8 protein-coding genes and 1 pseudogene are annotated in these 15355 nt (G+C 45.6%); 2 read left to right on the forward strand and 7 right to left on the reverse strand.

Annotation, left to right across the window (positions count from 1 at the left end; genetic code table 11):
* Positions 1-101 precede the first annotated feature (101 nt).
* Entirely contained in the window at positions 102-1307 is a 1206-nt protein-coding gene (locus KIV40_RS18265; protein WP_045371597.1) for a tetratricopeptide repeat protein, read from the reverse strand.
* 509 nt (positions 1308-1816) lie between these two features.
* Between KIV40_RS18265 and pulA the strand changes: the two genes are divergently transcribed.
* Positions 1817-5803, forward strand: a complete 3987-nt coding sequence (pulA, locus tag KIV40_RS18270; RefSeq protein ID WP_285350617.1) for a pullulanase-type alpha-1,6-glucosidase — start codon at positions 1817-1819, stop codon at positions 5801-5803.
* A 141-nt stretch (positions 5804-5944) separates the two neighbouring features.
* Here the strand turns inward: pulA and KIV40_RS18275 are convergent, their stop codons facing one another.
* The 5 genes from KIV40_RS18275 to KIV40_RS18295 form a co-directional block, all read right to left on the reverse strand.
* On the reverse strand, positions 5945-7564 hold the full coding sequence (locus KIV40_RS18275; RefSeq protein ID WP_285350618.1) for an endonuclease: 1620 nt from the start codon (positions 7562-7564) through the stop codon (positions 5945-5947).
* A gap of 342 nt (positions 7565-7906) precedes the next feature.
* Positions 7907-9529 (reverse strand): alpha-amylase family glycosyl hydrolase, encoded by a 1623-nt coding sequence (locus tag KIV40_RS18280; protein WP_285350619.1) that lies wholly within the window; start codon positions 9527-9529, stop codon positions 7907-7909.
* 88 nt (positions 9530-9617) lie between these two features.
* Positions 9618-10124, reverse strand: a complete 507-nt coding sequence (locus KIV40_RS18285; protein WP_285350622.1) for a glycosidase — start codon at positions 10122-10124, stop codon at positions 9618-9620.
* Between the two features lie 328 nt (positions 10125-10452).
* Entirely contained in the window at positions 10453-11262 is an 810-nt protein-coding gene (locus KIV40_RS18290; RefSeq protein WP_011999132.1) for a MalM family protein, read from the reverse strand.
* A 103-nt stretch (positions 11263-11365) separates the two neighbouring features.
* Positions 11366-12697, reverse strand: a complete 1332-nt coding sequence (locus KIV40_RS18295; protein ID WP_285350620.1) for a maltoporin — start codon at positions 12695-12697, stop codon at positions 11366-11368.
* A gap of 444 nt (positions 12698-13141) precedes the next feature.
* Here KIV40_RS18295 and glgX point away from each other — a divergent pair, with 444 nt between their 5' ends.
* A complete protein-coding gene (glgX, locus tag KIV40_RS18300; RefSeq protein ID WP_285350621.1) occupies positions 13142-15112 on the forward strand; it encodes a glycogen debranching protein GlgX in 1971 nt (656 codons plus the stop codon).
* 68 nt (positions 15113-15180) lie between these two features.
* Here the strand turns inward: glgX and KIV40_RS18305 are convergent.
* Positions 15181-15355, reverse strand: a pseudogene (locus KIV40_RS18305) (IS4 family transposase); the annotation flags it as partial.

Here is a 15355-nt window from a genome sequence, read left to right on the forward strand (position 1 = left end):
TACCAACTCAATTCAGCTTCTGACCCTGTCGCAGGTTTAACTTCTCAAGGTGAGCCAGTTACTCTGGCAGAGACTGCGAATGCCGATGGCGATCGGAGTTATCACGAATGAGGCTTGTTGAGATTCTGTGGCTGTAAAAAGTTTTGCGTAAAATCGAGCACTTCTTTGGAAGGTTGTTTTGGTGGAGGTGCAAACTCTTGTTGAACAGGCATCTCGGTTTCAAAGTTCAACTCTGGTGTGTCACCGAGGAGGCTTGCTTCATCATGCTGTTCCTCACTGAGCAGCTCGTTTAGCTCCTCTTCACCAGGGAAGTACGGCTCACGCTTATAGACCTTGTTCAATGCACGAATGATGGAATGCTTCTTCACAACACCAGACGCTAACTTTCTTTGTAGCGGCTTAGCAATTGATTGTAAGCCAACCACCACATCCACACCGATGTTGCTGGCAACCTCATCACGTACAACTCTCGCAGGCTCATAACCCATGTTCGCAGACAAGAACAACCAAACGTAAGCAATCGCGTTACCTGTTTTGCCTGTGTCTTTCCAAGCTTCACCTGCATGATACATGGCCTCCGCACTACCACACTCTGCTGCTCGTTCTAACCAGTAGCAGCCTTTTACCATGCTCTTTTCAGTACCAATGCCATTGAGGTAACAAAGGCCAACTTGGATTTTGCCATCCGCACTGTCTTGTTCTGCGGCTTTCATAAACCAAAATAAGGCGTCTGCTCGCTGACCTGATGTATTTTCTGGTGACAACTGCCACTCACCCATATACAGCATGGCTGGAATACAGCCTTCATCAGCAGCTTCTTCGATTAATTGGTGACCTTTGGGAATGTTTTTCTCTGTACCACGCCCAAATACGAGCGCTTTACCAGTGGCAAACTTAGCCTCAACATCCCCTTCTAAGCCCGCAATCGCCGTGCGCCAAAAGTTAGCTTGCTCTCTTAAGATCACGTCTTCACGCATGCGCTCTGCCAAACGAACGACACCGTACATGCCGGTAACGTTATCCAGTTTGGCGGCTTTGTCGTACCAATACAGAGCTTGCTTGATGTTTTCTCGTTCCGCTTCTTTTGCTAAATAAAGAATGGTCGGCACATGACCCGTTTCCGCCTTAAACGCACGTTCTTTACGTTCTTGCTCTCGCGCTTTTTGCATCGCCTTGCGATACGCCGCCTCGCGCGCTTTCCTCTCAGCTTCGAGGCGTTGTTTACGCATCGACAGCGAGATCATCCAAACAAATATCAGGATGAGTGAAAGGCCAGTTGCTGCAATAGCAATGCCCATACTACTCATAAACCGCCTCTTTAGGTCAGAGCCCATCGTGGCTTCCCGCTTTGGGAAACCTTCAAAATTCTTAGTGATTGTGCGACTGCATTAACCACAGCACGCAACGCTCTATTATATAACGACCAATCGAGTAAAATCTGAAGTTTACTGGTCCCGAATGGTGGCTTTTTCGTTAATATCACCGCTACTTATTTTTAGATAAAAAATAACACCCCAAATTTTATAGAAATGAGTCACAGTTTTGGGGCTTAGATATTCTCATCCCCTATCATCCCCCCTTTCTCCTCCTATAAAAATTTACATCATTAGGCTGTGCTCGATATCTCACTATGCGACAGATTTATTATTTAATTTGTGAACAAAATCTACTGTGATAGAAAATTTTCACTTGTAAAAAACTTAACGGCCTGCTCTCACATTTTGCTGATAGTTCAGTGTATTAGCATCTAGTTGAACCTTTCCTTTTCGGCATTTTGCCAACCTATTATCAATTCAATAACAATGGATTTGTAAACGTGGACAATAAAACATTTAAATTATCAGCGATCGCCAAAACCGTTCTGCCTTTGATTTCCGTAGCGGTTATCAGCGGTTGTGGCAGTGATAGCTCTAGCGATGACACAACGAACCCGGGCTCTGGCCTACACCCTGCGGGAGAGAACGAAGTTGTCATCTATTACAAACGTGACTTAGCATCAGCTTCAACAGCAAGCGACTACGATGGTTGGGGTCTGCACCTTTGGAATGGTGAAGGCTGTACCAGTACTGACCTAGAAGCAATGGGGATTGCTGATGGCGGTACAGACTGGGCATCACCACTTCCATTCGATGGCATCAGCGACACTTACGGTGCGTACTACGTGCTTAAAGTCGATCCAGATGCGTCTGACCCACATAACTGTATGAACTTCATCCTACACAAAGGCGACGAAAAAGCCTTCGGCAGCGCAAACTCTAAAGTGGAACTGACCAAGCTAGGTGAATCACAAGGTCTATTCGGCTTCCATGGCAGCAGTGAGCTTTACTACGAGCCAATCGAAGAACGTCCAGTAGACATCGATGGCCAAAAAGCCCATTGGTTAGACGCTGAAACCATCGCTTGGGAAGCGGCAGGTAGCGCTGACTCAATGAAGCTTTACTACAGCTTGACCAATGACATCAAGATGGATGAAGACAAGCAAATCACTGGCGGTACAGCGGTTGAGCTGACAAAAGCTGGCGACTTGTCTGATGAACTAAAAGAGCGCTTCCGTCACCTTGCTAGCCTGCAAGCTGCGGGCATCGACGTGGATGCAGAAACACTTCGTACGATTTTGAAATCTCAAATCGTGATGGTCGCTTACAATGCCGATGGCGATGTGACTTCAGCTACTGAAGTACAAAAACCAGGCGTGCTTGATGCCGTATTTGCAGATGAAGATGCAGGTAATGCAATCAGTGAAGAGTTGGGCGCAATTGTTGAAGGTAGCGCGGCTACATTCAAACTTTGGGCACCAACCGCGCAAGACGTTGACCTAATCATCTACGATGCGAACTTTGCAGAAGAAGCGACAGTTGCAATGACTGAGAACCCAGAAACAGGTATCTGGGAATCAGAAGCACAAGGCAACGTACTGAACAAGTTCTACCGTTACCAAGTGAAGGTTTACCACCCGACGACTGGTGTTGTTGAAACTCGCCTTGTAACTGACCCTTACTCGCTAAGCTTGTCGCAAAACTCAATGTACTCACAAGTTGTCGATCTAGACAGCGCTGCGTTGAAGCCAGCAGAGTGGGATAACTACGACCGCCCAACGGTTGCAAAAGATGAAGACCACGTTCTTTACGAATCACACCTTCGTGACTTCAGCTTTAGCGATACTAAAGGCATGCAATCTCTAAACGGTAAGTACCTAGCACTGACAGAGCCTGAGCGTGAGTCGGTTACTCACCTTCAAGCACTGAAAGACGCAGGTCTAACGACACTTCACATTCTGCCAGCGTTCGATATTGCAACGGTTGACGAAAACGCAGCAAACCGAGTTGATATCACAGATACCGTAGGCAAGCTATGTGACATCAAACCAGCGGCTTCAATCTGTGAAACAGAAGATGACGCTAAAATCATTGAAGATGTACTAAACAGCTACGATCCAGCAACGGGTGCAGCACAAGCACTGATGAACGATCTACGCATGCTAGACAGCTTCAACTGGGGTTACGACCCATTCCACTACACTGTTCCAGAAGGCAGCTACGCGACCGATCCAAACGGTTCTAAACGTATCCTTGAATTCCGTGAAATGGTTCAAGCGACACACAAAATGGATCTCAAGCTGGTTATGGACGTAGTGTACAACCACACTAATGCATCGGGCGTAAACGAAAAATCTGTCCTAGATAAGATCGTCCCTGGATACTACCACCGTCTAAATGTGAACACGGGTGGCGTTGAGAACTCAACTTGTTGTGACAACACAGCAACTGAGAACTTGATGATGGGTAAACTGATGGTTGACTCATTGCTTGTGTGGGCGGATGACTACAAAGTTGACGGCTTCCGTTTTGACTTGATGGCACACCAACCAAAAGACTTGATGGAATACGCTCTGGAGCGCGTTAAACAAGTCGATAAAAACACGCTATTCTACGGTGAAGGTTGGGACTTCGGTGAAGTAGCAAACAACGCTCGCTTCGACCAAGCAACACAAATCAACATGGCTGGCACTGGCATCGGTACCTTCTCTGACCGTCTACGTGACGCGGTTCGTGGTGGTAGCCCATTCGATGGCGGTGTGGACTCTGAAGGTAAGCACCCACTTCGCTTTAACCAAGGTTTTGGTAACGCAGGTTACCCGAACGAAGAAACGAAGACAGACGCAGAAGCGGTAAACGGTCGTCTACACAACCAAGACTTAGTACGTCTAGGTATGGCAGGTAACCTAGCAGAATTCGTTCTTCTAGACTTCGAAGGTGAGACTAAACTTGGTAAGAACGTAGACTATAACGGTGCGCCAGCGGGTTACACTAAGATCCCTTCTGAGAACATCTCTTACGTATCTAAGCATGATAACCAAACGCTATGGGACAACAACGCGTACAAGATCGCGACTGGCACTTCATCTGCTGACCGCGCACGTATGCAAACCGTGTCTCTATCGACGGTAATGCTTGGTCAGGGTATCCCGTTCATTCACATGGGTTCTGAACTACTGCGTTCGAAATCAATGCAGCGTGACTCTTACGATTCAGGTGACTGGTTCAACCGCGTTTACTTCGAAGGTAGAGACAACAACTGGAACGTCGGTCTACCTCGTGAAGACAAAGACGGCGCAAACTGGGAGCTGATCAAAACTATCGTTGCTGACAGCACTGCGATGCCAAACACTGACGATATCGAGCTAACTAAGCAACAATTCCTAGAACTGCTGACTATCCGTAGCTCAAGCGAACTGTTCCGTTTAGATACTGCTCAAGAAGTCATGAACCGCGTTGACTTCCGCAACGTAGGCAAAGACCAAGTGGAAGGCTTGATCGTCATGTCTATTGATGACGGTGTATCAGCAGGTAAAGATCTTGATACCAACTACGATGCAATCGTGGCAGTAGTGAACTCAACATCAGAAACGAAATCGTTCAAAGTTGAAGGGGCAACTGGCTTCGAACTGCATGAAGTTCAAAAAGACTCTGCAGATAGCCGTGTGAAAGGCGCAAGCTTCTCAGGCGAAACCTTTACGGTTCCAGCACTAACAACAGCGGTATTTGTTCAACCACAAAACGGCGCTCAAGGTGCAGGTCTACCAGTAAACACTGATAACAAAGACGTATCGAGCATTCCTCCTTACGGTGAAACAGTCGTTTACGTTAAGGGTACAATGAACGATTGGTCGGACAACAGTGACTGGGCAATGAACTTCATCGGCAACGGCATGTACTCTGTAACTGGCGTTCTTGAAGCTGGTGAACACGAGTTCAAATTTGCGGACTCTGGCTGGGCAAATCCAAACATTGGTTGTGATGCGGCAGAGCAAGCGTCTGGTTCACTAGATTTAGGCTCAGAAGGTAGCTGTAAGTTGTCAGTTGCTGAAACAGGTAAGTACAACTTCACTCTGAACGCACTACACGCTCAAGATGAAAGTGTAGAAAAGCCAGTTGTATCAGTGACTAAATCAGCGGATGCACCAACGTTCGGCGAAACAGCACTGTACCTACGTGGTGATGTAACCGATGCAAGCTGGGCGGCACTAGAGACAGCAAAATTCAGTTACGTTGCGAATGATGTTTACTCTTTAGACATCGATCTAAAAGCGGGCACATTCGATATGAAAGTAGCGAGCTCTGACTGGGCAGATGCAACCAACTTTGGTGGTCAAGGCGCGATTGAATTCGGCACACCACTGACTATGGAAGCGGGTGGCTCAAGTGGCAACATCAGAATCACGCTAGCAGAAGATGGAAACTACAACTTCCACTTCAACGCAGCGGATAAAGCCGCGCCAATCGTGACGGTGACTCAGAACTAAAAACAGTAGGCACAATTACGTGCTAGTTTGGGGAGGGTAAAACCTCCCCTTTTTTGTGCCTGAAAAAAGGTATTAAAAAAGCCGCCCAATCAATGACGATGGCGGCTTTGTTGTTTCTAACGATTTGCTTTAACGATGGGGTTAGTTTCCCCAAATGATCTCTACAAACTCAGGGTGATCCACAAACGGGTTGCGGTTACCTTGGAATTCAAACACCGCTTGGTTACGGCTGATCTCTTTCGCGCTAACAGGATCGTTTTTGTGCCAACGTTTCAACATGTTCAGCATCCATGGTTCAAAGACAGTCGTTTTCGTGCCGTTCAATACCGCGTCAGAGTTGCTAGAGTTGCTTTCCCAGTTGCCAATGACGTTTTCATAGCGCGTCGCCATGTAGAAATACGCACGAGCAAAATCACCTTTGAACTCATCAATAGGCTCAAATACCGTTCCTGAATAGCCCAAAGTAGAGCTTGCTGAACCAACTTTTGAGCCATTGCTTGATACGTAGGTGCTGTTACCCACTTCACCAAATGGCCAGTTGCTGCGCTTCGCATTCACATAGCCATCGGTTGCAAACAAGTGGTGACCATCAGAGTTCATCGGTTCAACCTTGCCACCAAACCAGCTCTTAGGGAATGAGTGTTCACGGTTGTAGCAATCGCCTTCAGTTCTGTATTGACCACATTGGTCTGTGACTTTGGTAAAACTTACTGTATCGCTGCCAGATGGTTTTTCAGAATACATATCGAGAATAGAGCCGTCTTTCTCGTAGTAGTTGTCTATGTCCGCTTCTTTCACTAAGGTCCAAATCGCAGAGTAACCGCGTCCTGTGTGATCCTTGATGATGTTAAACAGCGCTGTTTTCAACTCAAAACCTGTTTTGCCTTCTGCGGCTTTATAGTACTCGCCAACTACTGGCGGTGGTGTCGTTGAATCACCGAGGGTGAAGTTCGTGGTTTGCGATTTTGTGAATTCGCCGCCAGACGCCAACGTGGTTTGACCGAACATTAAGGTGTATGAACCATTACCGTTACTACAACAAATGCCATCACCATAGCTATCACTGATCGTAAATTGGTAGTCACCGTTCGTTAAGCACATGGTTTTTTCGTAGGTTTTCGAAGATTCAAAACCTTGGCCTGTAAACAGAACTTGCGATTGGCTATCTTTCAGTTCCCAGCTGGTTTCTGAGCCATAACTGTCGGTGTTCAATGTCAGTAAAACTTCGTTGTCATTACAGCTTTCTACTGGCGGCTGAGTGCCACCATTTTGGTTTGGCTGAAAGTTATCGACATAAACAACTTCGGAACCATCAAAGCCAGATTCATCATAAAAGCGTAAACCGACATTGATCGTTTTGTTAGATGATGCAGTGTAGCTATGGGTAATTTGTTGCCACTGATTGGTTTGCTGAGGGTTAGAGTAACCGTGGTATCCATCGACCACCAAACGCGCTTTAACATTACCTTCAGTATGGTAAACCGAGACTGAAAATGGGTAGGTTTTCCCCTGCTCCACATTAATGGTTTGCACAAAGTCGGTGTTGCTTTGGGTACCTGTATTTACAATTACTTGAGCCGCAAGGCCACCGGAGTTATGCGGATTGCTGGTTGGTGAAACGGCAATGCCAGAATCAATCACAGACCACTGCGCTGGCGCATTCCCATTCCATTGTTCAAAGTCTCCATTCAATACCTCAGCATAGGCGATTGGAGAGCAAATGAGAGGTAAGAAGTAGAGGGTTTTCGTTATGGATTTCATTATAATTTTCCATTAGTTATATAAATCCCCTAGAAGATAAACATAACAATTACACATGAGTAAGCCTTAAATCACAGTTTGACGTTGCATGAATATGAATATTCTCATTATCGTGCAGCACATCTCACAAACTGCGTACCGTTTCTTTCACTTCTGCATGGATGGTTGTGCGATAAAAACAAAGAGATGTAAAAAAGAACGGGGGAGCTCAAAGTGGAATATCGCCACCGATGACTAAAATGAGCGGCATCTTAGACAAAGCGACAAAAAAAGCCAAGTGCGTTTCTATGGGGGTAGAGAACAACACTTGGCTTGGTATGGATTATCTTGATTGAGAATGACTTATTGAGTGTTTGGCGTCACTTTGAAGAAGCGCCCTTGTAATGATGACATTGGGATCTGGTATTGCCCGTTACTTGGCGTGATTTGTTGGTTAGTGATTAAATCCACCAGCGCTTGATTACTCCCGATTTGTGCTTCTGTCAGCACAATATTGTGGGCACTCTCAAAAGCATTCAAAGCAAATAAGACTTGGTCATCGCCAGATATTTTCAAGTCAACATAGCTGCCATTACTTGCTACCAAGTTAGTGCGGCTGCCTTGATACAAAGCAGGATGTTCAGCACGCATATTCATCAATGACTTAACGTAGTTTTTCAGATCAACTTGGTTGGCATCTAGGGTTGCAGTTACGCCTTCGATCTTGGCACTGCTGCGGGCAACATGGTCATCACAAACGCCACGAACCGCACACGTATTGTTGTCTTCTTTTGCTGCAAAACCATCAACTTGGTCACCGATTTCATCTCCATAATAGAGAGTGATTGGGCCGGTGTAAGCCGCTTGGAATGCAAACGCGGCTTTGTGGCGTTGCCAGTATTCAGCATCGTTCACATCCGCTAATCCGCCTCGTTGCAACAAGTCACCAAAGCGAACTAAATCGTGATTGCCAATCATCAAGTTTGGCTGAGCATGAGACGGATATTGGTTGTGTGTTTGGTAGCCATTGTCTAACCAATCCACACCACGACCGCCGACACCACTCTCATTGACAGCCAGTGTTTCCACCACGCGATAGCGCATTGGGAAATCAAATGCCGAGCACAGCGCAGGGTCGTCAGCCGCACCGTATGCGTCACTCGCGATTTCTGACTCGCCTTTCCAGATCTCAGCCACCATGTAACCCAGAGGATTCACTTGATCACCTTCCGCGTTGGTGTAAGTCACACTCTGTGAGGCTTCATCCACCGCTTTGCGGATTTGTATCCATGCGTCGGTTGGGACTTGGTAAGCTTGGTCTAAACGCCAACCATCAATTTTTAGCTCTTTGACCCAGTAAGTCGCGACTTCTTTATAGAAATCCAAGCTTGCTGGATAGTCAACAGGGTTGCTCGAACCAGAAGGTAATAAACCCGATGGAAACGGCTTAATCAACCCTTCTTTGTGATGACCAAACACGCCATCAAAGAAAACATACAAGCCGCGTTTGTGCGCTTCATCAACTAAGGTTCTCGCCGTTTCCAAATCGCCAAAGCGAGGATCAATCTTAAAATAATCCGTGGCAAAGTAGCCCGTCGCATCCAAACGATCGGCCCAATGATCTTGCCCATCAATGGCTTCCGATTCAAAAACTGGCGTCAACCAAATCGCATTCATGCCCAAGTCTTGGATGTAATCAAGCGAATCAATAATCCCTTGAAGATCACCGTTATGATGGCTGGTGCCGTAACCTGTGCCATGGCCGATATTCGAATCGCCATCAACAAAGCTCTCAACCATGATTTGATAAGTGCGAAGCTGATTGCTTTGCTCCATTACATTCGCTTGGCAAGCATAACTTGTATCAGGAAGTGGCATGCTGCCATTATCGCTTCCGCCAGAGGAATTACACGCGGATAAAGCACCAACCACACTCAAGGCTAAAAGTGATTGGCCAAATAGTTGTTTATATCTTACGTTGCGCATTAAAATCTCCCAAATAAAATTAACCCAACATGTTTCCCATACAAGGATTAATAAATAAAAAATAAATTTTAAACAACTGAATGGAATATTATTGGCACTTATTTACCATTACGTGAAGTGGCTTACTTTTTCCTTCAAATTGAAGGCTCCAAACGTATTTTCCATCTTCTTTAATATCAACCGCAGTATCTGTGCCGTAGCCACCAAATGTTAATGGTGTTAATTCACCAACATTCATTCGATTACCTTTCGCGGTAAATTGTGGGAACCACAACTCAGTCGCGTACTGCATTTTGTAAGAGCCTGCTTTTTCTTGCGCCACAACTTGGTAGAAGTTATTGCCTTTGTAAGTGTATTTACGTTGAGGTACATGTTTCCAATCTGAATCAGCAAACGTACCGACAACAAACAGAGGTTTAGAAATTGGGCCTTTCGCCGTGCTATCTGGGTTGTCACAAGCCGCCATGAAAGCAACGACTTCGTCTTGAGACAGATTAACAATAGGTTCAGCAGCACCTTCTGGTTCTGCTGTCGATTGACAACCAGCAAGAGCAACAAGTAAGGCAGCAGCAAGTGAAGTTTTCAGCATGTTCATTTTCACGTTAATTCCTTTTTAATATTCCAAAGTAAATACAAACTCACCAATCTGGATAAAGTTAATATTTAAAAAGAACAAAATACCAAACTAGCGATAAAGAATATTATTCTCTATCTTGCTGAGCCAGATTACTTTGAGAGGTTTAATTATTTCCTAATCGATGACGAGTAAGGTTAGGAACACACTTTAATTATTGATCTGTTAAATATTAAAAACAAAGTAAAACAAATAAACTTGTGAATAAGCTAACTATATGTAGGGGTGAGTTTTATCGTTCTAAAGGCAATTAAAAAAGGCCAGAAATTTGCTGACCTTTTTTATTCGTTTATTTGGTATTTACCGCTTTAACAAATACTTCTTGCGCACCTTTAATTCCTAACGCTTTTGCTTCATCTAGCAGTGTAAGCGCTTTAGGAATATCGTCCGCGGCAACCGCTGCCTTGATAGAACTGTGGTAGTAGCTGGTTAAATCTGTACCTTGAGGAATATTGTCGTTTTTCGCAACAATCTTAGTATTCACGATATCGTTCGCGGATACTGAAAAGCGGAACTGGCCAAATGAGCTGTGTTTCGCTTGAGGGTCTGCAATATCTGGTGGCTGAGTATGATTTGCCAGTGCGAAGGCTTTTGCAGGGTGAAGAACTTCAGAACTTCCTTTTAGATCAGCGGAAGTTGTGTAAACCAGTACATGCAAGTCATTACCTGTCATGTCTGGAATCACGTTCATTTCAAGTACGAATTTGTCGTTATCCAACAGTTTTGCTGGCTCGTACCTAAACTTTGAGAAATCTGCTTGATAGATAGTTTCACCAGCCGTGTTCATAACAACGACATTAGGTGCGTAAAACTCTAGATTTTTGTTTACGAATGTCTCTAGTTTGATGTCGAGACTGCCACGATTACCTGGTAATGCGAACGCTGCAATTGCACCTGCGCTATTACCATCTAGCAGCATCTGGCTCTCATTAGTCAAAGCAAACTCAGTAACCACAGGTACATCAACTGGTACCCATTGAATATCACCCGACTGCGTGATCACTTGTAGTTGACCTTTCGGGCTCATATCGACTTGTTCTACAGAAGTACATCCTGTAGCCAACATTCCCAACAGCACGGGAGCAAGCCATTTTTTCATTACCGTCTACCTCGACTTCATTATTGTTTTTTGAAATAAATACAGCCAGATAACTTTCTGGCTGTATCATTCTAGGACAATCTAGGACTTAGTGGCTAGATGATTACCACCAAGCTTCAGCTTGTACACCGAATTGGAATGTATCGTCTGAACGACCGCCGTCGAATGCGTTTGAGTTGTCGTCTTTATCTGCAGTTAGGTAAGACGCGTAAACGCGGATTTCAGGACGAGCCCAGAAGCTAGAGCCAGCAGACCATGCTTGAGCAACAGTTAGTTTACCGAACTTGTTCTCTGCACCGTCGTTATCATCGATAGCGTAACCAGCTTCGAAGATAGTTTTGTGGTTGTCATCCCATTTGTACATTGGACGAACAACTACAGACATGGTTTCCAACTTGTCTTGGCCATCCCACATGTCTTCGCCAACGCCATATACTAACTGGTGACCCATTTCCCAGTTTTCGCCCATGCCGATTACACCCCAGTTGATTAGGCGGTAACCAGATGCTCCGTCGTTAGCTTCTGCACCGTACCAGCTACCGTCGCCGTAGAACGCCATTGTTTTAGAGTAGCCTTCTGTACCGTACTGGAATACTGTTTTGTTGAAGCCTGAATCTAGACCTTGAGTCAATTCAGCTGTGAACATTACGCCATCTTTAGCGTCTTTTGCTGCATCAGACGCGTCATCAGTTTCGTTAACTAGGGCATAGTTTAGGCCAAGTTCTAGAGAGCCGTTTTCCCATACAGGAAGACCCGCGTAACGTAAGTCTAGAGTATTAACGTTCGCTGCACCGCCATCGTTGCCTGCATCAGGCGTATCGCCAGGATTGTTTTCACCTAGCTTGAAGTTATCGTTGCGGTCATTACGAACCCATGCAAAAGATAATTGACCTGGACCAGCTTCGATACCTTCAACACCAGCGCCCGCACCAGAGATGTTCCAGTAGTAGAAGTCAGAAATATGGATGTCGTGACGTTGGTAGTAACGCTTACCAGCCCATAGCGTTGCTTCTGGAGCGAAGTCTAGAACGCCTTTAGCTTGAACGTTGAACTGACGTAGAGCAAATTCTGCATCGTCAACACACTTTGTTGTTGCACTAGGATCTTGACCATCAGGGTGACTTACGGTTGTCCCACAGTTAGATGCTGTACCTTCCCAATCGTTAGAGCCGTTGGAAGTTACTGCGATCATCGAGTCTACGTAGAACGTTTTACCGTTGTTGTTGTAAACTTCTTGACCTAATTGGATTTCCCCGTAGATGTCGCCTTCGTTACCTAGACGACCAATTTTTTGCTTCTCAAATGTTACTTGTTGACCACCATCAGCGCTCACACCAACACCAGCACGCATGTAACCGTGGAAATCAACTGCGAAAGCAGAACCAGCAGCTAAAGTTGCAGCAACAGCCGCTGCAATTACACTTACTTTTTTCATTCTTAACTCCATTAAGGGTATTTATAATTCTGTCTTCCCTTCCCACTCTTTAGGCGAATATAGGCAGTAAAAATGCACCTAAAGAAAGAGAGGTAAGATGGGAACAAGTCCCCGTTTGTTTCAACAGTCTTAAGATTACCCAAGGCGTACAAGGATGACGTCCTCCACCCCAAACTAATTTAGGGGGGATGAGAAGGGATGAGAAAATTTACCGAATGGTGTTTTTACGAGTCAGATCACCAATCTAGGGAGGAATTAGTAAGTTTCTTCAGTTTATGGTCGCTACAAAGTGATAGCCATTTCATATTTTCGTAAAAAATGAGTCGTAGAAAGTAATTTAATTACAGTGATAATTTTCGATGTAAGGTGGTTGACCTTAGTAAGACAAAGTTTTTTACTTATAGTTTCTTAAAGGTAGCAATAAAATTAAAAAAAGATTCGCTGATGACACAACTTCACTCTCGCCCATACCCACTCGGCGCAACTGTGAGTAAAGAAGGTTGTAACTTCTCTATTCATGCTCCGAGTAGTAAAGATATTCAACTTGCGCTATTTGCGGAAGACGGTAGCTATGAGCTGCACGACTTGCCAAGCGAATATGCAGGCATTCGTCATACTTTCATCCCAGACATTAAACCGGGGCAAAAGTATGGCTATGTAGTGACGCATCAAGACCAACCTTTGCTGATCTCCGATCCTTACGCAAAGTCGATTGATAAAGCCCTTCACTACCAACCTCCCTTCTCCCCTGCAAAAAGCTTTGATATGCCCAAATGTGTTGTGCTTGAAGACAACTTCGATTGGCAAGACACCGATCATCCGCGCATACCGCGTGAAGAGATGGTGCTATTCGAAACCCATGTGAAAGGGTTAACTCAACAGCACCCAGAGGTCGCCAGTGATACCAAAGGCCGTTATTTAGGGTTGTCTTCGCCAGAAATGCTGGCGTTCTTCAAACAGCAAAACATCAATACGCTGCAATTGCTACCCGTGGCAGCGTGTATGCATGAGACTCACTTGCTCAAGATGGATAAAGTGAACTATTGGGGTTACAACCCATACTTGTTCATGGTGCCAGATCCTCGCTATGCAGAAAAAGACGCGGTGACCGAACTCAAAACCACCATCCGCGAGCTGCATAAACACGGCATCGAAGTGATTCTTGATGTGGTGTATAACCACACGGCGGAAGGCGGTGAAGGGTCTACTATCTTCAACTTAAAAGCACTCGATTCACGATTCTATATCAAACATGGTCAGCACTTCGCGAACTTTACTGGTTGTGGCAACACAGTCGACTTAACTTACCAGCCAGCAATGAATCTCGTTATGGATACACTGCGATACTGGGTGAGCGAATTTAAAGTTGATGGTTTCCGTTTTGACTTGGCAGCAACGCTAGGTCGCCAAGGCGACAATTACAACCCTGAAGCGGCCTTCTTTAAAGCGGTTGCACAAGACCCCATTCTTCGCGAAACCAAGCTGATTGCAGAGCCTTGGGACATCGGTCCTAACGGTTACCAAGTGGGTAACTTCCCATTTGGTTGGAACGAATGTAACGATAAACTTCGCGACATCTCCCGCAGCTTCTGGCGCGGTGACCAAGGCTACCTAAAAGAATTTGCGACTCGTTTGATGGGCTCTCGTGATATCTACAGCGCAGCAAACTGGCCTCACAAACTCACGGTCAACTACATCACGTATCACGATGGTTTCACCTTGCAAGATCTCGTGTCTTACAAACACAAGCACAACGAAGCGAACGGTGAGGAAAACCGCGACGGCCACGGCGACAACCGCTCTGAAAACTATGGCGTGGAAGGCGAAACCGAAAATCTGATGATCATCGCCACTCGTGAAAAACAAAAGCGCAACTTAATGGCGAGCTTGCTGTTTGCATTTGGTATCCCTCATATTCTGACCGCGGATGTTTTGTCGCACACGCAAGGCGGTAACAACAATGCTTACTGTCAGGATAACGAAACAAGCTGGTTGAACTGGACGAAGTCTGAGCGCAAGGAAGATTTCAAAGCATGGATTTCACAAATGGTGGCAAACCGTAATCAGTATATGGTGCCATTCATTCGCGCTTTTAGTGGTGAAAATCGTAATAACAACCGCATCTTCTGGCGTCGCATTAATGGTAGCTTGATGGAACACGACGATTGGAACCGTTTAAGCTCGGTAGCGCTGCACCTAGGGATTGGCAAAGAAGGGCAAGAGTTGGTGTACTTGATCAACCAAACCAACGCGCCAGCGCGTTTCAAGCTGCCAAGTGAGCGTGGTCAAGAGTGGGTGACCGTGTGTGATACCAATGTACGCAACCAAAACCCAGGTCATGCAGAGGGCGAGGTACTGCTTTCTCCGACTTCGATGGCCATTTTACATTATCAGCCAACCAAAAAGCTTAGCTGACCCAAACCGCAGCTTATCCCTACAAACTCTGACAAACCCAGCAACACGCCTGTCTCTTGATCACAAGTCTAGTGATCAAGAGACATTGCGAGTTCGTAGCCCTCAAGGATGGTTTGTAGTTTAAACCATCCTTCCCAAAGCACCTTTATTGAAGCTCTACCCGTCCTTTTGGTATCTTTCCAACCGCCTAATTTAGCGAGATTTTTGTACGCCCAACCCATATCGGGCACTTCTTTAGGTAAC

It is taken from the genome of Vibrio sp. D173a (genome assembly GCF_030248475.1).